This window comes from Flavobacterium sp. GL_143 (assembly GCF_057834355.1).
Window position 1 is genome coordinate 1,447,360 of sequence record NZ_CM174401.1, and the last position, 24,517, is coordinate 1,471,876.

At 32.6% G+C, this 24,517-nt stretch carries 18 protein-coding genes and 2 tRNA genes; 16 read left to right on the forward strand and 4 right to left on the reverse strand.

The window, feature by feature from the left end:
• Both AC3IPI_RS06180 and AC3IPI_RS06185 read left to right on the forward strand, forming a co-directional pair.
• A complete protein-coding gene (locus AC3IPI_RS06180; protein ID WP_489157826.1) occupies positions 1 to 1,377 on the forward strand; it encodes a DNA cytosine methyltransferase in 1,377 nt (458 codons plus the stop codon).
• On the forward strand, positions 1,374 to 2,429 hold the full coding sequence (locus tag AC3IPI_RS06185; protein WP_489157828.1) for a hypothetical protein: 1,056 nt from the start codon (positions 1,374 to 1,376) through the stop codon (positions 2,427 to 2,429). Before AC3IPI_RS06180 ends, AC3IPI_RS06185 begins: the two co-directional genes overlap by 4 nt.
• Before the next feature lie 112 nt (positions 2,430 to 2,541).
• Here AC3IPI_RS06185 and AC3IPI_RS06190 read toward each other — a convergent pair whose 3' ends face one another.
• Positions 2,542 to 2,934, reverse strand: a complete 393-nt coding sequence (locus tag AC3IPI_RS06190) for a helix-turn-helix domain-containing protein (protein ID WP_489157830.1) — start codon at positions 2,932 to 2,934, stop codon at positions 2,542 to 2,544.
• Between the two features lie 173 nt (positions 2,935 to 3,107).
• Between AC3IPI_RS06190 and AC3IPI_RS06195 the strand changes: the two genes are divergently transcribed.
• On the forward strand, positions 3,108 to 3,386 hold the full coding sequence (locus AC3IPI_RS06195) for a hypothetical protein (protein ID WP_039113584.1): 279 nt from the start codon (positions 3,108 to 3,110) through the stop codon (positions 3,384 to 3,386).
• A 550-nt stretch (positions 3,387 to 3,936) separates the two neighbouring features.
• On the opposite strand, the gene AC3IPI_RS06200 is transcribed toward AC3IPI_RS06195, so the two are convergent.
• The 3 genes from AC3IPI_RS06200 to rseP all read right to left on the reverse strand — a co-directional run bounded on the left by AC3IPI_RS06200 (position 3,937) and on the right by rseP (position 5,550).
• Positions 3,937 to 4,010, reverse strand: a tRNA-Asn gene (locus AC3IPI_RS06200).
• Between the two features lie 39 nt (positions 4,011 to 4,049).
• A tRNA-Asn gene (locus AC3IPI_RS06205) sits at positions 4,050 to 4,123 on the reverse strand.
• Between the two features lie 83 nt (positions 4,124 to 4,206).
• Positions 4,207 to 5,550 (reverse strand): RIP metalloprotease RseP, encoded by a 1,344-nt coding sequence (rseP, locus tag AC3IPI_RS06210; RefSeq protein ID WP_039113587.1) that lies wholly within the window; start codon positions 5,548 to 5,550, stop codon positions 4,207 to 4,209.
• 198 nt (positions 5,551 to 5,748) lie between these two features.
• Between rseP and AC3IPI_RS06215 the strand changes: the two genes are divergently transcribed.
• From AC3IPI_RS06215 to hflX, 13 genes are all read left to right on the forward strand, one after another.
• Positions 5,749 to 6,816: an NADH:flavin oxidoreductase/NADH oxidase gene (locus tag AC3IPI_RS06215; protein WP_489157833.1), complete on the forward strand. Its 1,068-nt coding sequence runs from the start codon at positions 5,749 to 5,751 to the stop codon at positions 6,814 to 6,816.
• A gap of 310 nt (positions 6,817 to 7,126) precedes the next feature.
• The gene (locus AC3IPI_RS06220; RefSeq protein WP_489157835.1) at positions 7,127 to 8,167 is read left to right on the forward strand and encodes a Gfo/Idh/MocA family protein; all 1,041 of its coding nucleotides are present in this window, start codon (positions 7,127 to 7,129) and stop codon (positions 8,165 to 8,167) included.
• Positions 8,168 to 8,623: 456 nt separating this feature from the next.
• A complete protein-coding gene (locus tag AC3IPI_RS06225) occupies positions 8,624 to 9,841 on the forward strand; it encodes an MFS transporter (RefSeq protein WP_086896310.1) in 1,218 nt (405 codons plus the stop codon).
• A 475-nt stretch (positions 9,842 to 10,316) separates the two neighbouring features.
• Positions 10,317 to 13,154, forward strand: a complete 2,838-nt coding sequence (locus tag AC3IPI_RS06230) for a carboxypeptidase-like regulatory domain-containing protein (protein ID WP_489157837.1) — start codon at positions 10,317 to 10,319, stop codon at positions 13,152 to 13,154.
• 19 nt (positions 13,155 to 13,173) lie between these two features.
• A complete protein-coding gene (locus AC3IPI_RS06235) occupies positions 13,174 to 14,526 on the forward strand; it encodes a DUF5689 domain-containing protein (RefSeq protein WP_489157839.1) in 1,353 nt (450 codons plus the stop codon).
• 124 nt (positions 14,527 to 14,650) lie between these two features.
• Complete coding sequence (locus tag AC3IPI_RS06240; RefSeq protein ID WP_489157841.1) at positions 14,651 to 15,820, forward strand: hypothetical protein; 1,170 nt, start codon at positions 14,651 to 14,653, stop codon at positions 15,818 to 15,820.
• A 12-nt stretch (positions 15,821 to 15,832) separates the two neighbouring features.
• On the forward strand, positions 15,833 to 16,330 hold the full coding sequence (locus tag AC3IPI_RS06245) for a DUF4280 domain-containing protein (RefSeq protein ID WP_323490141.1): 498 nt from the start codon (positions 15,833 to 15,835) through the stop codon (positions 16,328 to 16,330).
• 12 nt (positions 16,331 to 16,342) lie between these two features.
• Positions 16,343 to 18,961 carry a hypothetical protein gene (locus AC3IPI_RS06250; RefSeq protein WP_489157843.1) on the forward strand — a complete coding sequence of 873 codons (2,619 nt, stop codon included), beginning with the start codon at positions 16,343 to 16,345 and terminating at the stop codon, positions 18,959 to 18,961.
• A gap of 89 nt (positions 18,962 to 19,050) precedes the next feature.
• Positions 19,051 to 19,977 carry a hypothetical protein gene (locus AC3IPI_RS06255; RefSeq protein ID WP_489157845.1) on the forward strand — a complete coding sequence of 309 codons (927 nt, stop codon included), beginning with the start codon at positions 19,051 to 19,053 and terminating at the stop codon, positions 19,975 to 19,977.
• Positions 19,978 to 20,013: 36 nt separating this feature from the next.
• A complete protein-coding gene (locus AC3IPI_RS06260) occupies positions 20,014 to 21,714 on the forward strand; it encodes a hypothetical protein (RefSeq protein ID WP_489157847.1) in 1,701 nt (566 codons plus the stop codon).
• Positions 21,715 to 21,871: 157 nt separating this feature from the next.
• A complete protein-coding gene (locus AC3IPI_RS06265) occupies positions 21,872 to 22,063 on the forward strand; it encodes a hypothetical protein (protein ID WP_489157849.1) in 192 nt (63 codons plus the stop codon).
• A gap of 197 nt (positions 22,064 to 22,260) precedes the next feature.
• Positions 22,261 to 23,169, forward strand: coding sequence for a hypothetical protein (locus tag AC3IPI_RS06270; RefSeq protein ID WP_240474725.1), 909 nt, complete (start codon positions 22,261 to 22,263; stop codon positions 23,167 to 23,169).
• 108 nt (positions 23,170 to 23,277) lie between these two features.
• Positions 23,278 to 24,513: a GTPase HflX gene (gene hflX, locus AC3IPI_RS06275; protein ID WP_409417824.1), complete on the forward strand. Its 1,236-nt coding sequence runs from the start codon at positions 23,278 to 23,280 to the stop codon at positions 24,511 to 24,513.
• Positions 24,514 to 24,517: the final 4 nt, after the last annotated feature.

Sequence of the window (24,517 nt, forward strand, 5' to 3'; positions counted from 1 at the left end):
ATGAAAGCAAACTATTTAGAAAGATTTGAAATTGACGTTCTCGAAGAACCGCAATTAGATTTTAAATATTATGTAGATCCTGTTGAAAAGAAAAATATAATAAAAGAGAAAAAAAATGAAAAATTAAACGTTCTGTCTCTTTTTTCTGGTTGTGGAGGAATGGATCTTGGATTTGAGGGAGACTTTTCTGTATTAAAATCATCAGTAAATGAGATTTTAACACCTAATTTTATTGGTAAAAACCTTAAAAATGGATTTGTTCAATTAAAAAAAACAAGGTTTAAAACAGTTTTTGCAAATGACATTTTAAGTGATGCACGAAATGCTTGGGTGAATCATTTCTTAAAAAAAGGAAAAGAAGCGGATTTATTTTATACACAAAGTATTGTTGACTTAGTAAAACTACATCAAAGTGGAATTAATGTTTTTCCAAAAAACATTGATGTTGTTACCGGTGGCTTTCCTTGTCAAGACTTTAGTGTAGCAGGAAAACGAAACGGATTCAATTCACATAAAAATCATAATGGAAAATTAATTGATGATTTAACTCCGACAGAGGAAACACGTGGTCAACTTTATATGTGGATGAAACAGGTTATTGAAATAACTAAGCCAAAAATATTTATTGCTGAAAATGTTAAAGGATTGGTAAATCTTGAAAACGTAAAAGATATTATTCAAAATGATTTTTCTTCTGCCGGAGAAAATGGATATATAGTTTTAAACCCACGAGTTTTACATTCTGCAAATTATGGAGTTCCACAGTCAAGAGAAAGAGTAATATTTATTGGTATAAAAAAATCAGAATTAACAGAATCTGCGTTATTAGAATTACAAAAGGAAATAATTTCAGAGAGGTACAATCCATATCCCAAACCAACTCATTCTTATACTGCCAAAGGAGAAAACTTGAAAAAATTTGTTGAATTAAATGAACTTTTTTCTTTAATAGACGAGCCAGATAATACAAATGACTTATCGCAAAAATTCTATTCAAAGGCTAAATATATGGGTGCACACTGTCAAGGACAAATTGAGATTAAACCAAATGGAATTAGCCCAACTATTCGTGCGGAGCATCACGGAAATATCGAATTTAGAAGATTATCTAAGGAAAATGGAGGTAAGATAGATGTAGAGCTGTCAAAAGGAATGATTGAAAGGAGATTAACCCCAAGAGAGTGTGCTTTGATTCAGACTTTTCCACCAGATTATGATTTTGTAATAGAAAATAAAAATGGTAGAAAAGGCTCATATTTAGTTAGCCCATCTCAAGCATATAAAATAATAGGAAATGCAGTTCCCCCACTACTTGCTTACAATTTAGCGAAGAGAATTGAAGATGTATGGGATTTATATTTTAAAAAAGAGCTATGATAGTTTCAGCGAATTCAGAACCAAATCGAAGCGAATTTGACTTGTTGCTTAACTCAACAATTTTAGAATTGAATAATCATGCTAAAAGTTCAACTAAGAAAATAGAAACTCTTTTAGGAAGAAGTCTTGAGCCATATGTGAGAGATGTAATGACTGAATTGGCTGTAGATACAGCTTTTGAAAATTCAATTGAATTGATAGGTGGTCAGAAATTTCCTGATATAGTTGCGAAGAAATATTATGGCATAGAAGTTAAGACAACAACTCAAGATCATTGGAAAACCACTGGAAATAGTGTTTTAGAAGGCACGAGAGTTGATAATGTTGAAAGAATTTATATGTTATTTGCGAAATTGGCAAGTCCAATTGAATTTCGTTGTCGCCCATATGAGGAAGTGTTGTCAGAAGTTGTTGTTACTCATTCACCACGCTATTTAATTGATATGAACTTGAATCAAGGTGATACAATTTTCGATAAAATTAAAGTGCCATATGATACTTTGAGAAAAAAGGAAAATCCCATTAAGCCAATAGTTGATTATTATAGAAGTAAGTTAAAGCCAGGTCAAGAATTATGGTGGATGGATAATAACGAAATTGGAGGTACTACACTTCAGTTTTGGTCAAGCCTAGGTATAGAAAAAAAGAAGCAACTAGTAAATATTGGAATGATTTTATTTCCAGAAATTTTTGGAAGGTCTAGTGATAAATTTAGTCGTATTGCATTTTGGTTAGTTTCAGTGGAAAAAATTGTGCATCCAAATGTAAGGGATGATTTTAGTGCTGGTGGCAAAGGTGTCTTTATATTGGGTAGCAAAATTTATAATAATGTGCCACAAATATTTTTGAAACTATTTAAAAAAATGCCTCTTATAATTGGTGTAATTATGCAGATGTCTGAATTTGAACTTTCAGAATATTGGGGTATAAAAACTACTGATAATAAGAAAGTATCTGATTGGATTGAATTAGTTTGTGAAAACGCAAAAAAAAATCCTGATGCAAGTCATTTAAATTTAAAACAAATATTAAACGAAATCATTATGAATTAAAAAAAAGCATATTTTATTATTTTTAATTTCCAATGATTTTTAAATATAAAATAAGAAAAGAGGTCTCACGAGGCCTCTTTCTTATTATTAACGATATATTTATATAATAGATTTACTTACCTTTCAGCAACTTCTCCAAATACTCCACTTTCTCTTTTTCTGCCAAAACCAAACGCTCATAAAGTTCTACAACTTTATCAAGCGGATTAAAAGTACAATTATAATTAAGTCCAGCGTTAACAATGCCGTTATCGCTATAAGTATTTCCAATAATATTTAAAACCGCCTCTTCAGAGAAATTCTTAATTCCTTCAACAGAAACTCCTAATGCTTCAGCTATTGCCTTAAGTTTTTCATCATCTATTGTTTCGCTGTTTTCAATAGCAGAGATTGCTTGTTGGTTTGTTCCTAAAGCTTGTGCCAAAGCTTCTTGCTTCATATCTCGAAGTTCGCGAATGCGGCTTATTTTTCGCCCTATATGATTTGGTTTTGTAAGTGTGCTCATAATTCAAAGATAATAATTAAGTGTAATAACAGCCAATATGTAAAAAACATATTTAGCTAAGTACGGTACGGCTAAAAATGATACAGTACAGTTGAATAGATTGCTTAATTGCGATGTGTTGTAAAAATACAACTTTTCGCACAGGTAGAGATTAAAAACAAAAAAATATAGTAATGCAAAAAGAAAATCATATTCCATTGCATCATGATGAGGTAATGCAATCGGTAGCGAGATTCCTTTCGGCTCTTTGGGTGGAAGGAGAGTTTAGGTATCAACCGGACTATTTAGTTGAAATTTTCGAGAATATTCTTAAAACAGAAATCGGTAATGACCAGGATTTACGAACTAAAATGATAAGTTGTATTAAAACTAGTAAAATGCTAAAAAAAGCATTAGAGCGATTCTCCGATCAAGAAATAGAAAAAGCCTGCAATGGGATTGTAAAAGCTTAATAATGTCTTTGTGCTTCTAATTTTGTGTGTAAAACAGTCGTAATATAATAACGCTCAATTTAACCGCAAAGAGCGCAAAGAGAAAAAGACGCAGAGGTTCGCTAAGTTATTGATTAAGCTTTGTGAACTTTTGCGTAACCTTTGTGTTCTTTGCGGTAAAGTCTTTTTATTTAATGCTCAACTTTTGTAATCGAGTTACTAGCGGAGACCCTTCGTTCCTCAGGGTGACAAGATTGGGTGATAATAAAATAAGGGAAACCGTGTTATCGAGCAAAAAGGTTATCAAAGCTATTGATTAAGCTTTGCGAACCTTTGTGTAAATCCTTTGCGCTCTTTGCGGTAAAAGCCCACAAACAATGGATCCGCGTTATCGTTGTTTGAAAAGCTATTGATTAAACTTTGCGAACCTCTGCGTCTTTTTCTCTTTGCGCTCTTTGCGGTAAAAAACCACAATCAATGAAAATCTGTGTTATCGGGTTTGAGGTAAGGAATAAAATATGGGAAACCTATAACCAAAAAAAAAGACCATCATTTCTGATAGTCTTTTTTGCTCCCTCTCTTGGGCTCGAACCAAGGACCCTCTGATTAACAGTCAGATGCTCTAACCAACTGAGCTAAGAAGGAATCACCTTAAAGGTAAATATGTTTGCTAAAAAAAAGTTGCTCCCCCTCTTGGGCTCGAACCAAGGACCCTCTGATTAACAGTCAGATGCTCTAACCAACTGAGCTAAGGAGGAAGTTGTTGTTCTTTTTAGCGAGTGCAAATATAGAAGGTTTTTTCCTTTCTAAAAAATTTTTTCGCACTTTTTATTAATAAATTTTACTTGCCTACGATTGCTTTATAAATATCGTTACCGTTAGCAAATAAAAGCAATGTTATAAGTAAAACGAAGCCAACCATTTGCGCGTTTTCTAGGAATTTATCGCTTGGTTTTTTACCGCTAATGATTTCGTATAATAAAAACATCACATGACCACCATCAAGAGCAGGAATCGGTAATAAATTCATTACTCCAAGCATAATTGATAAAAGTGCAGTGATAGACCAAAACACTTCCCAACTCCAAGTGCTAGGAAAAATATTATAAATAGCCGCAAAACCACCTACTTGTTTGTAAGCTTTGGTTTCCGGGTTAAAAATCATTTTAAGCTGTTTTCCGTAACTTACCAATTGATCTTTTCCTTTTTCAATCCCTACAGGAATCGATTCAAAAAATCCAAACTCTTTAGTGCTTATTTTATAGTAGCCTAATTTCTCTAATGATTCCATTCCTAGAGTACCAACATTTACACCAAGTTTACCTTCTTTAGTAACAATAGCATTAACTGGAGTCTCTTTTTGGTTTCTTAAAACAACGGCAGGAATAGTTTTTCCTTTGTTATTTTCTAGTATTGTTTTTACCTCGTCATAATATTTTACTTTCTGTCCGTTAAGAGAAGTAACCAAATCTTTTGGTTGCAATTCTTTATTTGGAGATTCTGCAGCAATATTTCCAATAACAAAAGGCATTCTTATAGAAGCAAGAGGGCTTTTTTCATGTTTTGATAATTGGTCAACAAGATCGTTTGGCATCTGGATAGTTTGCTCAACACCGTTTCTTTCAATAAGAACTTGTTTAGACATTACTAAGTCCATGTTTATTTGATTGTCGAAACTCTCTACTTTTTTACCATCGATAGCAAGAATCTTATCACCAGTTTTAAAACCAGCTTTAATCATAACAGGATTTTCAATAGAAAGACCGTCTTTTATGTCAGCATTAGCAACATAAGTTTCGCCATAAGCAAATGCCATTCCTATATATATAATAAACGCAAGAATAAAGTTTACCGTAACACCACCCAACATAATGATTAAACGTTGCCAAGCTGGTTTAGAACGAAACTCCCAAGGTTGTGGAGGCAAAGCCATTTGTTCCTTGTCCATACTTTCGTCAATCATTCCAGAGATTTTTACATAACCACCCAGAGGTAACCAACCGATACCGTATTCAGTATCGCCAATTTTCTTTTTTAGAAGTGAAAATTTGACATCAAAAAATAAATAGAATTTTTCGACTCTTGTTTTAAATAATTTTGCGGGGATAAAATGCCCTAATTCGTGAAGAATAATAAGTAATGATAAACTCAATAAAAATTGAGAAAGCTTGATAACTATATCCATTGTTTAATTTTAGTTCTTAAATAACGCACAAAAGTAACGTTTTCTATTTTAATTCATAGTGCAATATAAGTCATAAGGTTTTAAATGTTTGTTAATTAATAAACATTTAGATTTCTACTTTTAACAAGATGCAGTAACTTTACTTTTTAAACACTATTTTAAATATTAGTAGTGTTAATCCGCTAAAAGTTACATTATATGGCTTCATTATTATTTTCTCCGCTTTCGATAAAAAAAATTACCTTAAAAAATAGAATCGTTATTTCGCCAATGTGTCAATATTCAGCTATTGATGGTTTTGCTAATGATTGGCATTTGGTACATTTAGGAGCTCGTGCAACGGGAGGTTCAGCATTGATAATTCAGGAAGCTACAGCAGTTTCGCCCGAAGCAAGAATATCACCTGAAGATTTAGGACTGTGGAAAGACGAACAAATAGAAAAATTAAAAGCAATCAATACATTTATAGTTTCTCAAAATGCTATTCCAGGAATCCAGATTGCACATGCCGGACGCAAAGCGAGTGTTTCAGCTCCTTGGGAAGGAAACAAAAAGTTAGATTTCGCTCAAGGCGGATGGCAAACCGTTGCACCGAGTGCCATTGGTTATCATGATAATGAAGCTGCTCCAATAGCTTTGGATAAAGCAGGAATCCAGAAAGTAATTGCCGATTTTAAGTCAACTACCAAAAGAGCCGTTGCTGCGGGATATCAGGTTTTGGAAATTCATGGAGCGCATGGATATTTGTTACACCAGTTTATGTCGCCATTGTCTAATTTAAGAACCGATGAATATGGTGGAAGTTTCGAAAACAGAATTCGTCTTACCTTAGAAATAGTTGATGCAGTACAATCAGAATGGCCAACAGATTTACCGTTGTTTGTTCGAATCTCGGCAACCGATTGGGCAGAAGGAGGTTGGAATCTTGAAGAATCGGTACAGCTTTCAGTAATTTTGAAATCTAAAGGAGTAGATGTTGTAGATGTTTCTTCGGGAGGATTGGTTTCACATCAAAAAATTGCACTAGGACCAAATTACCAAGTTCCTTTTGCCGAAAGGATAAAAAAAGACACAGGAGTTTTAACAGGGGCAGTAGGTTTAATCACCGAAGCTACTCAAGCCGAAGCAATCTTAACTTCAGGTCAAGCCGATTTAATCTTGTTTGCCAGAGAATCGCTTCGTGACCCAAACTTAGCTTTGCATTTTGCATCCGAATTAAACTCCGATATACAATGGCCAAAACAATACGAACGAGCTAAGATTTGATGAAACATTAATGTTTTTTTTATTTAAACCATTAAGAAATAAAACATAAGTTTTTTAATTGAACCATTAAGAGATTAAGTTTCATTAAGCTTTGAACTTAATTTTCTTTATTTCTTAATGGTAAAAAAACTTAATTTAATCTGTGGCAAAAACAATAAATATTAACTGAGTTTCATTGAAAAGAGAAACTTAATTTTTCTTCATTTCTTAATGGTGGAAAATCCTTTATCCCGATAGCTATCGGGAGTGGCAAAAAAATAAACTTAATTTTCTTCATCTCTTAATGGTGAAGAAAAAAAATAAAAATCAAATGCAAAAAATAAAAACAGCACTATTATCATACGGAATGTCGGGGAAAGTTTTTCACGCACCATTTATAAACATTCACCCAGGATTTGAACTTATTGGTTCTTGGGAAAGAAGCAAGAAATTAATACAAGCAGATTATCCAACAGTAAGAAGTTACCCAACTATCGAAGATGTTCTTGCAGACGATGTCGATTTGGTGATTGTAAACACACCAGTTGAAACACATTATGAATATGCCAAAAAAGTTCTAGAAGCTGGTAAACACGCTATAGTCGAAAAAGCATTTACGACCACCGTTGCTCAGGCACAAGAATTGGCTGATTTAGCTAAAGCAAAAGGATTAAAATTGGCCGTTTTCCAGAACAGAAGATGGGATAGTGATTTTAAAACCGTTCAAAAAGTTGTTAAAGACGGTTTGTTAGGAGATTTGGTCGAAGCCGAATTTCATTTTGATCGTTATAATCCTTTGTTAAGTATTAAAGCACATAAAGAAACTGCCAACTCAGGCGCAGGAATCCTAAAAGATTTAGGTCCGCATTTAATAGATCAGGCATTGCATTTGTTCGGATTTCCAAAATCGGTTTTTGCAGATGTCAGAATAACACGCGAAAATTCATTGGTCGATGATTATATCGATTTACTATTATATTACGATGATTTTAGAGTTCGACTAAAAGCTAGTTTCTTTGTTAGAGAAGCCAACCCTGCTTATGTAGTTCACGGAAAAAAAGGTTCGTTCTTGAAACCTCGTGGAGATGTTCAGGAAGATGATTTGAAATTGGGTAAAAAACCAGATACTGTAACTTGGGGAACTGAAGCAGAAGGTTTAAACGGAATTTTACACACGGAAATTGATGGTGAGGTTATCAAAGAGAAAATTCCAACTTTACAAGGGAATTATTATGAGTTCTTTGATGGTGTTTATAAGTCGATTACAACAAATGCTATAGAACCAGTTACAGCCGAAGACGGAGTTAAAACCATGAAAATCATCGAAGCAGCTATTGCAAGTAATGCACAACACAAAGTAATTAATTTGTAGGCGTTTAACTCTTTGCGAAAGTAACGCGATCCCGAAGCGTCGGGACGGATTTACTAAAGTAAAGACACGGAAAAATACGGATTTTTAAAAATAATTAATCCCTAAGCTTTTGACAACGTTATTGAGTTAAGCTTTTTTGATTTAATTATGATTAATTTTTTTCGCGCAAAGATGCATAAGCGCAAAGGTTTTAGGTGTAAACTTGGCGGCTTGGCGACTTTGCGTGAGATTTATTCGGCGCTATTATTCTTAACTTAATGACATTCAGCTTTTGGATGGTAGAAAATCCGTGTTTTTCCGCGTTTTCGCGTTGGCGAATCCGCTTCATCCGTGTTCCATTCGCGTTCCACTTAATTTATAAACAATAACGTTATAATTAATCCTAACTAGTAGGGTTGAATTAATGTTAAGGATGATTTTCGTAATTTTGCCCAATCAAACTTTAAAGAACTCATTTTGATAGATTTAAACTTCCTAGGCAGATTCAGAAGTAAAGCAAAATTTAAGAAAACCTACAAAAATGCTAAAGCTTCGTACTTAAACCGAATCCGTTTTGCTGTCGGAATGTTTTATTTTGCAATGGGTTTATGTTTTGCTACCTGGGCAAGCCGAATTCCGAGTATTAAAGCCGCATTAGATTTAAGCGAAGGACAATTAGGATCTATTTTGTTTGCATTACCGTTGGGGCAATTGCTAATTATGCCTTTCTCGGGTAAAGTTGTCACTCGTTTTGGCAGTCATAGAATTTTAATTTTTTCGTTGCTATTTTATGCTTTTAGCTTGACTAATTTAGGTTTGGCAACTACATCTTGGCAGTTATCTGCTGGTTTATTCCTTTTCGGAGTATTCGGAAACCTAGCCAATATTGCAGTAAATACACAAGGAGTTTACACCGAAGTACTTTTCAAGAAAACTATAATGTCTTCCTTTCATGGCATGTGGAGTTTTGCTGGGTTTACAGGAGCTTTAGTTGGTTTAGGAATGTTAGCATTAAAACTATCACCATATTATCATTTTGTAATTGTTGCAGGAATTGTACTTATTATGATTGCTTTCAATTATAAATTTTTGGTCAAAGCCAAAGAAAAAATCAAAGTACAGGAGAAGAAAAAGAAACTTTTTGCAAAACCAGACAGTTCATTAATTTGGCTTGGAGTAATTGGGTTTTGTTGTATGGCGAGCGAAGGAGTAATGTTCGATTGGAGCGGTGTTTATTTTAAAGATGTCGTAAAAGCTCCTGGGGCATTAGAAATCTTAGGTTATACATCATTCATGATTATGATGGCAAGCGGACGTTTTCTGGGTGATGGACTAATTCTTAAATTCGGAAGAAAAAAAGTATTACAAATAAGCGGATTGGTCATTTCGCTAGGACTTTTTACCTCGGTGCTTTTTCCTTATATAATTCCTTGTACAATTGCCTTTATGTTTGTTGGTTTAGGAGTTTCTACAGTTGTACCAACTTTGTATAGTGTTGCTGGTAAAAACCCATCAGTTCCGGCTGGTGAAGCTTTAACAATCGTTTCGAGCGTTAGCTTTCTTGGTTTTTTAATGGGACCACCTGTTATCGGTCATATTGCCGAAGCTTTTGGTCTTCGTTTCTCTTTTGCCTTTATCGGCATCTTCGGATTCTTTATTGCTTTTATGGTTACAAGAATCAAAGCAATAGAATAATCATATCACATTACTTTAAAATTGTGGAAAGAAGTTAAACATATAAGTTATGTAAGCTCATTTAAGTTTTTATGCTGATAGTCACGCTTATATTTACTTTCATTACTTACATGGTTCAAACTAAAGTGTTAGTTTAGAACTTTAAGTATGAAAGTGAATGATGTAATACGTTAATTTTCTCAGCTCTTCATAATGTAATTTTCTGCGTTTTGTATTTTTATTTAACAGGAAAAGTTTAGTTAAATATAAAATTGATTATATTTGAAATTAAATTAAAGAAAAAACGTACATTTTTTTAATAGGGAATTTCAAAATACCACATGTTTTTATTAAAGCACTATTCCAAAAATAGATTTTTTTCTTGATTGCTCTATAACTTGAAAGTTCATTCTTTCGAGTTGTAGTGCTTTCAGAAATTCTTTCTTGAACGCCATTTTTCGATAATATATTTTAAAATCTTAAAAATAATATGTTTATGAAAAGTTGGATGGCGGTATTCTTATTTATCTCACAAGTAGCTATTTCTTTCGCGCAAAGCGAAACTGGTTTTTTAGGAAAAATTATCGATTCCAGAACACAGAAGCCGTTGCAATATGTTGTGGTTAGTATTCAAAATTCTTCAACCATGCAATTAACAGATAGTGATGGTACATTTAAATTACTTTTATTATCCGAAGGAGATCAATTATTATTACTGCACAGTCAAGGATATAAAGATTTGCTTTTTCCTGTAAAGGTTGTTTCTGGACAAATGACAGATTTAGGAGTTTTGATTTTAGATGAAGACAATCAAATTGGTTCACAAGCTATTCTGATTTCTTTATCCGAGAGTGATTTGACAGATGATAATAGTACGTCCGAGAATACTTCGGGACTTTTGCAATCATCACGTGATGCATTCTTACAAGCATCGGCTTTTAATTGGGGACAAGCGCGTTTTAGGATGCGAGGCTTAGATAGTGAGCATGCTAAGATGACGATTAATGGTGTCGAAATGAACAAAATGTATGATGGCAGACCACAATGGGGAAATTGGGGTGGGCTGAATGATGCTACCAGAAATCAAGAGTTTTCTGTCGGGACGGCAACATCAGATTATACATTTGGAGGAATTTTAGGCACGCAACAAATTAATACCCGTGCTTCGATATACCGACCAACTTCCCGAATTACATTTTCGGGTAGTAATACCAATTATAGTTTGCGAGCAATGGCAACTTACGCTACAGGATTAATGCCTTCTGGATGGGCTTTTGTAGTTTCAGCAGGGAAACGCTGGGCAAACGAAGGTTATTTTGAAGGAACAAATTACGATGCTGATTCTTTTTTTATGAGTGTCGAAAAGAAATTAAGTGATAGTCATTCGCTCAATTTCACAGGATTTTATACGCCAAATTCAAGAGGGAAAAATTCACCAAATACAAACGAAGTAACACAACTTACCAGCGAACAATATAATTCTTATTGGGGTTGGCAAGATGGTAAGAAAAGAAATGCACGACTAAAAACTATTGAAGAACCTGTTTTAATGCTGAATCATTTTTTTAAGATAGATGATAAAACAACTTTAAATTCCAGTATAACATATCAGTTCGGGAAAATCAGCAATAGTAATATCGATTATCAAAATGCCGATAGTCCTGATCCTACCTATTATCGTAAATTACCAAGTTATTATAGTTCGCTTTATGCAAAAGACCGAGGAGAATATTCAGGTGATTTTACACCCGATTATGAAAATGCAGAGATAAACAGAACTCATTTCTTAGCAAATCCTCAAATAAATTGGGATGAATTATATCGATCAAATCGAACTATTACAACCGACTCAAAAGGAATCGTAAATGGTTATGTACCCGCTCAGAGTCATTACGTTTTGTATGAAGACAGAACAGATGATAAAACAATATCTTTTAACTCTACTATAAACTCTCAATTAACGGAGAATATAATTTTTAATGGCGGAATTGCTTTTAGAAATTTAAAATCACACAATTATCAGTTTCTCACGGATTTATTGGGAGGATCGTATTTTGTAGATATTGATTTGTTTTATAAAGGTGATCAATCGCAATCGGATTTGCAGCATCCAAATCGTCAAGTAGGAGTAGGAGATACGTATGGATATAACTATAATTATCTGGCAAATACAGTTGACGTTTTTACGCAGTTTAAATTCTCTTATCGCAAAGTCGATTTTTATCTTGCTCAGGCTTTCTCAAGTGCTACTTATCAAAGAGATGGTTTATATCAAAACGGAATCTATGCTACAAATTCTTTTGGCAAAAGTGAGAAAGTGAATTTTGAGAATTTTGCTTTTAAGGGAGGATTAACATATAAAATATCAGGAAAACAATGGTTGTTTTTTAATGGAGCGCATTTAACCAAAGCACCGACAATAAGAAATACATTTCCCAACGCTCGACTTAATAATGGTATAGTCGACGGAATAGAAAGTATGAACATTAGTAGTCTTGAAGGAAACTACATATATCATTCGCCTAAACTAAAAACTCGACTTACAGGCTATTATAGTTTGATAAAGAATGCAACGCAAACTTCCTTTTTCTATGCCGAAGGAATTTTTGATGATGGCGCTGGATATGATAATACAAATGCATTTGTGAGCCAGACTTTAACACATTTAAACAAAAAGAATATTGGTGCTGAGCTTAGTTTTGAATATCAAATCGTGCCTACTTTTAAAACTACTTTGTCTGCTGCATATGGGCAATATACGTATGATAGTAACCCGAATGTAACAATTACAAACGATGCTCAAGCGTCTTTAACAAATAGTAATCCTGTTTATAATTTCGGAACTGCAGCACTAAAAAATTACAAACAACCAGGAATGCCACAACAAGCCTATTCATTTGGGGTTGAATATCGTAATCCTAGATATTGGTGGCTTGGCGCGAATATAAATTACCTCACAAATTCTTATATAGACGTATCTCCAATTTCCAGAACAGCGCAGTTTTATATTAACCCTAAGAGCGGTTTTCCTTTTCCTGAAGCCTCAGCAGAAAGAGCCAGGGTATTATTGAAGCAAGAAAAGTTTAATCCGATTTCATTATTAAATATCACAGGAGGAAAATCATGGCGTATTCGCAGAAAGAATATTTCTTTTTTTGCAAGTGTAAATAATGTACTGAATACGATCTATAAAACGGGTGGTTTTGAACAAGCAAGGAACGCAAATTTCCGTCGATTAGATCAGCAAGCTTCGAGCGGAACGCCATCATTTGCGCCAAAGTATTTTTATGGATATGGAAGAACCTATTTCGGAAACCTGGCAATTAATTTATAAATATATAAACGTATTTAATATGAAGAATAAATATAACTCTTCGGTTTTTTTAGTAATTGTGATGCTTGCTTTTTTTGGTTGTGCAGGAGAAGAAACGGCAATTCCGGAACTTACATGTAACCAGCCTGATTTAAAAGTAAACAAGACAGTGTCTGATGTTTATAATGCTGCCAATCCTGTTGCGGCTAAATATTTATATGATGATATTATAGAAGGATATGTAGTTTCTAGTGATGAATCGGGTAATTTTTTTAAAACAATATTTTTTCAAACCATACCTACAAATGGCGTTGCACAAGGATTTAGTATAGGGTTTGACGCGACAAACTCCTATATCGATTATAGAATAGGAAGCAAGGTATTCATAAAATTAAAGAACCAATTTACCGATGTTAATTATGGCGGAATGAGAATTGGGAGTTTGTATGTTAATGCCTATGGAGAAGCAACAGTTGGAAGAATTGCACAAAATGAGTATAAAAATGTATTGAATACTTCTTGTGTTGTAATTGATGAAAGCAAGTTAGTTCGTTCACTTTCGATGGCCGAATTATTAAATGATAATAACATAAATACATTAGTGCAATTATCTGATGTTCAATTTGCCGATGCAGCATTAGGTCGTCATTATTTTGAAGAAGCAAATAATATAGGAGGTGCTACCAACTGGAATTTGCGTGATAAAGCTGGTAATCAGGTTATTTTTAGAACTAGTAGTTATGCCGATTTCGCAACCAGTTTAGTGCCTAAAGGAAGTGGAACAGTACGAGGAATATTGACAAAATATGGTACAGATTATCAAATAATGGTACGTTCAGAAAAAGATGTAGTAATGGAGGGGAAGAGAACCATTCCGTTTTTCTCAGAAGATTTTCAATCAGTCAAGCATAATGTAAATTTTAGTTTGCCAGGTTGGAGTAATATTGTTGAAAAAGCAACCAAATTATGGAAAAGTATTGTTTACGCAGGTAATGGTTACGCCGAGTTCAATACGACAAGTACAACAGCCGCCGAAAACGTTGCTTGGTTAGTTTCTCCTAAAATCAATACAACAGATTATAAAAACGCGGTACTGTCTTTTAGAAGTGCACAACATGATTTAAAAGTGGATTCTCCGTTGAATGCTTTAGAAGTTTATGTGTCAACTAATTTTGATGGTTCGAATATCGCTAAGGCTAAATGGACAAAATTAACTGCAAAAGTTGCCTCGTTATCAACTCCTACACGACAGTTTATAAGCTCAGGAGGAATAGATTTATCTGTTTATTCAGGAAATATTCATATTGCATTTAAATATATTGGGTCAGGTAAAGACAAAACACTTAACGGAGCTTTTATGGTAGACGATGTTGTAATTGTAGGAGATAAGTAAGTAGAGATATTATGTAAGAAAGAATAGTTATTTAAAGACCAATTATGTATTTAAGTATTTTCTTTCTTTTATTATTTTAAATAACAAGAAAAAACATATATTTGATATTTAATACAAGTTTCTAATGTATATATCAGATAATCAAGAGCTTTCTTATAACAAGAGCTTTCTCACTTATAAAATTAAAAAGGGCGACACCCTGCAAAGCGTAGCTTTAGAACTGGAAGTTGAGCCAAGAACCCTTAGAGCTTACCATAATATGCATTGCAGAATTCCTGATTTAATTGAGGCAGATTTTAAATACCATCTTGAATATTTAATTTTAGCTCCAGAAAAAAAAGAACTTCCTGAAGAAGAAAGAATTCAAAATGAGGTAGTTTTTAATGATGGAGCCTCTACTATTTCATTAAACTACGCACACATAAACAATACTTATGGAGTGCTTTATACTATAGAAAGCGGAGAAAAAATACATACCCTAAAACAAGAAATAAATGTAAAGTGGAAGGCTAAAAGCGACAATGGTTTTTATTTTTTTGAAGTAACCCGTATCGGTAATATTTATATAAACGATGCTGAAGCAGGTTCTATGGCTCAAGTAATTGCCGAAAAAGCTTCCGCAGCTTTATATCCTTTATTAGTTGTTGTTGATGGAGACGGAAAATGGGTTTACATCAATAATTTTAATCAAATTAAAGAACGCTGGGAAGAAATAAAAACTCAAATTATAAAAGAGTTTAGAGGTGATAGTATTGAAAAATATTTTTCGATTTACGACACAAATTTAGAAAGTAGCGATTCGCTATTCTTATCACTTTCGCAAGATTGGTTTCTTAATGCCTTTTTTAACGGAATTCATACCCATTATACCTCAAGTTTAGTTATTAATAAACAACTTGATTTTCCTTTTATAGCAACAGCCAAAAATATTAACTATCAAGTAGAGCAAAGATTAAATAAACATCTTGATAGGGATAACTTTATAGTAATCGAGATAATGGGTAAACTCGATGATGAACGAACCAAAACAGATTTTGAACAAGAATTAGGTTTAGTTTCAAAAGAATTTTCAGAGCAAAAACCAACGGGTAATTATAAAGCAAAATACTTTTTGAATCCAAATAGTTATATAGTTGAAGCACTTAATTTGACTTGCGACATTGCATTGGATGTTCCTCAAAAATATGAAATTACGATTTCTAATTTAGATGATAAAGACGAACAAGTAATTGCTTCAAGACAAAAAATATTTGTTGAAGAAATTAAACCCAAAAAAAAGTGGTGGTCTTTTTAAAAAATAAGAATTATGAGTGAGAAACATATTGTAGTACAAGGAGCTACTGTAAAATGTAAGTTTAGTGTAGAACCAAAATTGGACAAATTAAAAGTAAAAACACAAAAAAAACATTATGCAAACGATAAAGAGGGTGCCGAAAAACTAATTGCTACAACCAAAGAAATTGGGCAAACACTAGAAAAAAATACCTTTGGTAAATGTAAAAAACAACCTACAGGGAGTGATTATTTGCCATGTAAGGCTGTAATTACTAAGTGGAGTGGTTTTTATGACAAAGTAACTCTAAGTAATCAAGGCAAAATTTTAACAGAAGATAGTAAAGCTACTTGCCCAATGGGAGCGCCCGATTGTATTGAAATTGCAAATCACGGACAAATTGCAGAACCATCTGAGCAAAATTTTAAAAACGTAGATCCAATGTTGCACAATCAAATAAATCCAATGGTAGATGTTAGACAGATGTACAAAGTAGAAGCTAAACACAAGGGAATAAATTTTAACGATTAATTTGTTGATACAATGGCTAAAGGTGTAAAAAAAATTAAATGGACAGGGGTTGGTAAGGTAATAAGCAGTTTTTCCAGACCCAATGAAAAATTGGCAATAGCCCCAGATCAGGAAGTTTCTTTTGAGGTATCGGAGTGGTATGATGGCACACCAGAAGCAGATAAAAGAAAAAATATCACTTGGATATTACAAGATAGAAAAGCAAGAAAGATAATTGCACAAAAAACAGCAGCTGTAAATACGCCTAAAAAAATTAGCATTCCTAAAGCCTTATGTGGCCCATTTGAATATTATGTAGAAGCAAGTCTTTACGGAAGTGTAGATTTACTAAATGAAACAGGGTTATATGTAAGAGGATACTGTACTCCCAAAATCGTAAGTAGTAAATGGTGCAAAGCCAATAACGGAACAGATGTACGAAAAGAATATTTTTTTGGTTATGGCGAAATAATCTATCTGAACTTAGTAACCGAAGGACTCAACGGGAACTTAAATTTAGGCATAGACATTTATAGACGTATTAAGGGTGAAGACCAGTTTATAAAAAGATATTCAAGTGTAGATGTTATAGATGGAGAGATAAATTATAAAATAAATGATAGTTTTTTGTGGTATGGAGCTGTTAAAAAACGAAAAGAACTCGAAGAGTTTTATGTAAAAGTCTTTGATCCCGCCGATAGACTTTATATTACCGATAGTAACAATGATACCGAGCATGCTCGTTTCTTGCGAGTTAAGGATAAGATAGCCTCGAGAGTAGTAAAGCCCTCTACAAGTTTATCGCCTTTAAAAATTGGGGAGCCAGACAAAAATTTTATGAGTTATCATTATTGCAAGTATACTTCGATAAAGATGAATGATAAACTGCTTTTTGATGAATCAAAATTAATAAAAGGGCAGAATATAAGTAAAGAAATTAGAGTACATTTATTTGCTGGAGGAAACGATAAATATAAAAAGATAAAGATAGAATTGGGCGAAAAGCTACCCGGAAAATGTGATAACCACCGAGGACAGGTGTTTGATATTACCGATTTGCAAAAGGCAGGATTTGAAAATGCTAAAAAGATTTCAAATAACGCTTTTTCATTTGATAATACTTTTAAGTACAAATTTCAAAATGATTATAAAGAGTTTTTTAAGGAATATTTTTTACCGAAAGTAGTTATTAAGACAAAGATTCCTCTGGCGACTTGTGGATATCAGCATATTTTAGATATTAATATAAATCCCGATGTGGCTTGGGCATATCATTTTCAGTATGACAAACCCAATGGAGGTTTCTTTAAAGATATAAATATTAAAATACAAACAGGATTAGATGAAGAATTAGATTATCTCACCCCATATCTGGACGCTACAATAAAGTTGATGTTTAGGGAGTTGCCGCAATCCATGAGGGAATTAATGGTAATATTTTTAACAGATTACTTTAAGAGCTCAGCAAGTAGTTTTGGTTTTGGTATTCATGCCTATCATACATTTGATGAAAGCCAGAACAAACCTGCTGTAATTATGGATTATACGGCAAAATACCCCTGGATAGCAAGAACATTAATTACTACCTTCCTTGTAGTATCGGTAGTAATCGATATTATAATACTGTACCTAACTCGTGGGAGAGGAGGAGTAGCCACAAAAGCAGGAAAAGTTGCTGAAAATATTCATAAATATGGTAGATCAGCAGCTATTGCCATGGAAAGAAAAGGTTTTGAAACGATAAGCCCAAAAATCACGTCTTTTAGAGCACAGTATTTTGAGAGACAAGCAGATGACAGAATTGCTCTGATACAAACCGAAAAAGTATCGGCATTGCCTTTATTTGGTTTACAATATGAGGACAAACATACCTTAGGAAGCATTACTACAGATTTAATAGGTATTTCGACCGTATTTGATTATGCCCGTAAAGCAATGGCTATTTTTGGACGAATTACTTTGCTTAAAAAAATTAGTGATAAATTAAACAAAGTACCAACAGATCCTAATAAACTACCAGGTGCAGTTAATCGGAACGATGTTAATAGCGGTATAGATTATGTGCAAGAAGCCATAGAAAATAGTATCGACGGATTGGCTGAAAAATTGGGACATAAACTCGAGTTTATCCTAACCATAAAAGGCGAATATCAAGCCAACTATCAGGTATTTATAAATCATTTGGTAGGTGCAGTAAGTGTCGAGGATCAATTAGAAAATTATGTAAATAATAGTAAAGGTATTATAGGACGAAAAAAAGGAATAGATGCCGTAGCCTCCTGCCAGCTTAAAACGGGTTATGCCATAAAAACCGACTGGATCATGCGTTATGCCCCCGATTTTATAAAAGGCGTTGTACCAGTAATAGACCATGAAGCCAAAGCCGAGGGACAAGCCGAAATACATGGCAGTTTGTTTTTTGAGCGTAAATACACTTTCGAGAACCCCAAAGCCTATTATGTAGATAATGTTATTTTCTCAGGCATTGCAGGAAGTTTGTCGGGGAGTGCAGTTTATAAAGAGAAGAAAAAGACTCCAAAACAAGAAAAGATTACTGTTTCTGAAACTCACTTTATTTTAATGGAACCTTATGTAGTAAAAGGAGAAAAGGTATTTTTATTCGACGAAAAAATAATTAATGAACCCAAATAAAAATGAAAAAAATCACAATCTTAATTCTATGTGTTAGCATCTTTAGTTGCGCACAAAATAAACAAGAAATAAATTTTAATGACAAGAAAATGAATACAAAATATCCAAATATTAATGCTTCTAATTTTGTTAATGAAATAGCTAAACAAGTTAAACATTACGAAAAAGAACCTATGTATTATATGCGTATCAACAAAACAAATTGTGTGGTTGAAGTTTTAGTGAATGACTATCCTGTACATGATGATTATGAGCTGTCCAATTTTGCAACACCATTAAAAATTAATTATGCGATACTAAAAAGCGGGGAGCAAACACTTACGTATCGATTGTACCCAGTGGGGGATTTAATAAAAGAAGAATATGGCGAAGGAGATACTGTAACCACGTTAACCGATAACACAGCAATATCGATTTCTATTATAAAAATGGATAATGGTAGTGAGAAAAAACTAGAGGATGAAGAAGTGGTGATGAAACATACGAGCTTAACCGATGATAAAGGTCGTTTTATAGCCTCTGGAAAACCTTATTATGAGTTCACTTTTAAATTTAATGCCCAAGTACCGTATGCAAACGAAGGCTGGAGCAAAGGGCAGGATTTAACAAAACTGGATCAGAAATTACTTGAAGCAAAAGCAGTTGAGTTTTATAAAGAATATAGTAAAATACATCAAAATAATGATAAAGATGCTCTTGCAAAAGTTAAGTTTGGAGATGATTTGTATGGTGGTAAATCTCTTTATTTTACGATTCATGATATACAAAAAATGTGGGATGAAGATTTAGAGGATTTAGATTGCAATAATGTGAAAATAAAACCTATTGAGAATTATAAGACAGTATTCTTTGGTAATGGCAAAATTGTGTTCTTATTATTAAAATCGTTAGATCCAACTTATAGAGGCGGTGGGGCATTAATTATTGATAGTGATGAATCAACATTTATGCCTAGAATCCAACTTTATTTACCAGAGGGTAAAAAATTAGAAGATGGATTATACATGATAGATTAAGAGATGAGAAAAGTTAATTATATAAAAAAGAACTTAATGTTAATGATATTTTGTTCTATGCTTTTTCTAGCTGCATGCCAAAATAAGTTAAGCAGAGAACAACAATTAGTTCTAGATTTTGCAAAACTTGAAGATCAGTATAATAATACATTGTATTATAAAAATTTTGATTTAAATAATGTATATAATGATTCTCCAATACATAATGACAGTAGTTTTAATGTTTCACTGTTTAAATCAAATTTAAAAAAAACTTTTAAGTTGCATCAAGTATATCCATTTTTTCCTTATTTTGAAGGGATAGATAATCTTGATTATCCTTATCAATTTACCTATCCTGATAAAGGTCAAAAATATTTACATGTAAAATTTTCGATTTTCATACCTGATGATTACTCTCATTTTTCAATAAAAAGAAGTGATGTTGGTAAAACTTTAATTAAAGATGGTGTTGAATTTGTTTTACTTGAAATGAGAAATGATGGCGCAACATTAATGATAAAAGATTTAAGTATTCAACAAAACTATCTTACTTCGAAATCTCAAAAAGATTATTTAAATAAAAAACATTATAATACAGACATTATTTCCAAATCGCTGGACTTTAACAATATATTTGTTGTTGATGAAGACCTAACCAATTCTAATTGTAGATTTATTCTAGAAGATACTTTAACTAGGGTAATTAGTGGGAGGCTTAAAATTGGTTTAATTGGTGAGAATGGAAAGACGCTTATAAGTGATGCCCAACAATATGATTTTAGAAATTCTTTAAATTATAGAGAAGAAGATTTGAAATATAAAAATCATGAATTTCCAAATGAGGTATATATTAATAAGTTAAGATCTGCCTATGAAAAAATCTTTTTGGAATATAAAGAAAATAATATAAATTCTTTAAAAACTTCAAATCCTATATATATTGTCAATCTTAGGGGTATTGGAAAAATAGAGAATATTGATATCTTATTAAGATCGAAAAAAGGACATGCTGAAATTGTTGATTTGGGAAAAAATAGTGTTAAAAAAGAAATTGAAAGCGAAAAACAACAAGGTGATAATGAACAATACTTACCTGTTATGAACGTTACTGAAAGTGACTTAAGGAAGGTGCTTAAAACAAATCTTAATTTCGTTTATTCTCAAGATTATAAGTCGGAGGATATATTGTTATATGTGTCAATGCCTAATATTTATAATAATAGACTTTATCTTAATGTAAGTTTTAGTGATTTAACGGTTCACGGTAGAAATGACACTCTTAAAATTGAGAGTGATGATCAATTAAATTATTCAGCCGTGGATTATGTGTTAGGGATTAAAAATAATTCATCAACTCTTCAATTTACCAGGCCTAATTTTGAAATTAAAAAAATAACAGGAAAAATTACATTAAAAATGCGTTACTATTATGACAAAGAATATGATGTTGACAAGTTGCCGTCAGGTGTTACTTTATCTAATAATGGTTTAAGGTTAACGATTAACAAAGATAATCCCTCTTTAAAAAACATGAAGAACTATTACGCATTCAACTCTAATAAATCTAAACCGATTGGTTATGATTTATCAACTGACTCAGATTATTTTACTAGTATTATCAACTATTTAGAAAAACCTAAAACTATTGTTATTCGATTTAATATGACAGGAAAGAACAAGGAGTTGAATGCGGATTTGTCATTTGAATCTATTTATAATGAGTTGAATAAAAGTTTTGATACTAAATACAACTAAGATAAATGACTTAATAATTAAAATATCGATATCGGTTTTTGGGTAAAGAATGAATAATTACATTATCATAGTTTTGTTTTAATACAAAAACTATCAGAGGATACGATAAATTAGATATGAAAAAGATATAGAAATACAACCCTTAGAAAATTATAGAATGACTTTTTTAGGAAATGGTCAAATTTTATTTTTGCAATTAAATTCATTAATACAGCCTTATAGGGGAAATGGGGCATTACGAATTAATAGTATAGACAAAGAAGGTTATAAGGCTGCTTATGTGCCTCACATATATCTTTATTTACCTGAGGGTAAAAAACTAGAAGATGGTTTGTATATGATAAATTAAGGAGATGAGAAAGTTTCTAGTTTTTCGATCTTTTATGGTAGACGATGTTGTAATTGTAGGAGATAAGTAAGGATTTATATTTTGAATACTATTTAGAAATAAATATAAATCACTGTTATTCAATTGATAAGTAAAAACCTGTTTTAAGGATTTGTTATATGACTTAGTTTTTTAGAAGTAAAAACAGTATTTTTTCGATGATTTTTGTATTTTGGTCATCCCAAATCGATATAAATACCATGATGAAAAACTACTTTATTGCCATTTTTATGATGGCTTTTCCATGTTTGATCCACAGTCAAGATCAAGAAAATCAAGTTAAGTTAAAACAAATTAATGTCGTAAAGACTAATTACCGCGATTTAAAAAGTGGTGAAATTGAAAACAAAACGGTGCTGTTTAAGGATGGTAAACTTTTGTCAATTAAGACATCCGACGTTGTGCAAAGTTTTTTTTATAATCCAAAAGGATTGCTAGACATGACTGTAAAAGAAAGAATAGGTAGCAACTGGAAAGAGGTTGTAAATTATAGTTATGACAAAGAAGACAGAATCACCAAATTCTTAAAAAAATATGATGAAAACGGTGAGACGGTAACCAAGACAGTAACGATGACTTACGAAGGTGCCAGAATAAAAGCTATTACCAAAAAAAGCAATATTCATACTGTAATTGAGGATATTGAATATGTGGTAGAAAATGGACTTATCATCAGACGTTCATCCAGAGACAGAAATCAGCAAATTTTTAATAAGATCGAATATGTGTATTCTAATGATAATGTGATAAGACACAAAGGAGTACTTGGAGAAAAAATGTTTAATAATTTTACTTTCGATGACAAAAAATCGGTTGATTTATTAATCGTGCAGAATTTATTTGGACCAAACTATAAAGTAATTGTACCATTAATCTCTTTTCATGAAGAAGAGTTTGACTTTGAATCTATTTCATATAATAATGAATTAGCATTTATTCCATCATCTACAAATTACACTGGAGTTACCGGAAAATATAAGTACAATGCTGCGAATTATCCAATATCATCTTCATTTTTAGAGCAAAATGGAATTGTTAAAATTGATAAAACTTACATTTACGAGTAAGAATAATTACTGAATAGCAATTGAAGTCTTTGGTTTTGTATTATAAAAAAAGACTTCAATTGGCTTTAGTACCTTGCAAATCACTAAATTTGTAGCTTATTTAAAGTTATGTTAGAAAAAGAAGTACTAAATTTTGAAAAAACAGCCATTGTTGGGATTGTAACTCAAAATCAAAGTGAAGAAAAGTTAAATGAATATCTGGACGAGTTAGAGTTTTTGACTTTTACTGCAGGCGGAGAAGTTATAAAACGCTTTACGCAAAAAATGGAACGTCCAAATCCTAAAACTTTTGTTGGAACAGGTAAAATAGACGAAATCAATCTTTTTGTAAAAGAACATGGTATTTCGACTCTAGTATTTGATGATGAATTATCACCATCGCAACAAAAGAATATATCCAAAATTATAGATTGTAAAATCCTTGATAGAACGCATCTTATCCTGGATATTTTTGCTCAAAGAGCCGAAACATCTTATGCGAGAACACAAGTAGAACTAGCACAATGCCAGTATTTATTGCCTAGACTTTCGGGTATGTGGACGCACTTGGAACGCCAAAAAGGGGGTATTGGAATGCGTGGACCTGGAGAAACGGAAATCGAGACAGACAGACGTATCGTTCGTGACCGAATTGCATTATTGAAAGAGAAAATAAAAACTATCGATAAGCAAATGGGTGTGCAACGTAGTAATCGCGGTGCAATGGTTCGTGTGGCTTTGGTAGGATATACCAATGTTGGAAAATCGACATTGATGAACGCAGTTGGTAAAAGTGATGTTTTTGTAGAAAACAAATTGTTTGCTACTTTGGACACAACAGTTCGTAAGGTAGTTATCAAAAACTTACCTTTTTTACTTTCAGACACGGTAGGGTTTATTCGTAAATTACCAACTCAATTAGTAGATTCTTTTAAGAGTACACTAGATGAGGTTCGCGAAGCCGATTTGTTATTGCATATTGTAGACATTTCTCATGCTGATTTTGAAGATCATATTGAATCGGTAAATCAAACTTTGTTAGATATTAAAGCTCATGATAAACCAGTTATTATGGTTTTTAATAAGATTGATGCTTACAAACATTTAACAATCGATGACGATGATTTAATTACCGAAAAAACACCAAGACATTATACGCTTGAAGAGTGGAAGACTACTTGGATGCACCGTTTAGGAGAGCAAAATGCTTTGTTTATTTCGGCTACCAATAAAGAGAACTTCGAAGAGTTTAGAGAGCGAGTTTATGAAGCTGTTAGACAAATTCATATAACCCGATTTCCATACAATAAGTTTTTGTATCCGGATTATAAGGATGCAATCGAGAAAGAAGAAGATGAAGATTAAAAAA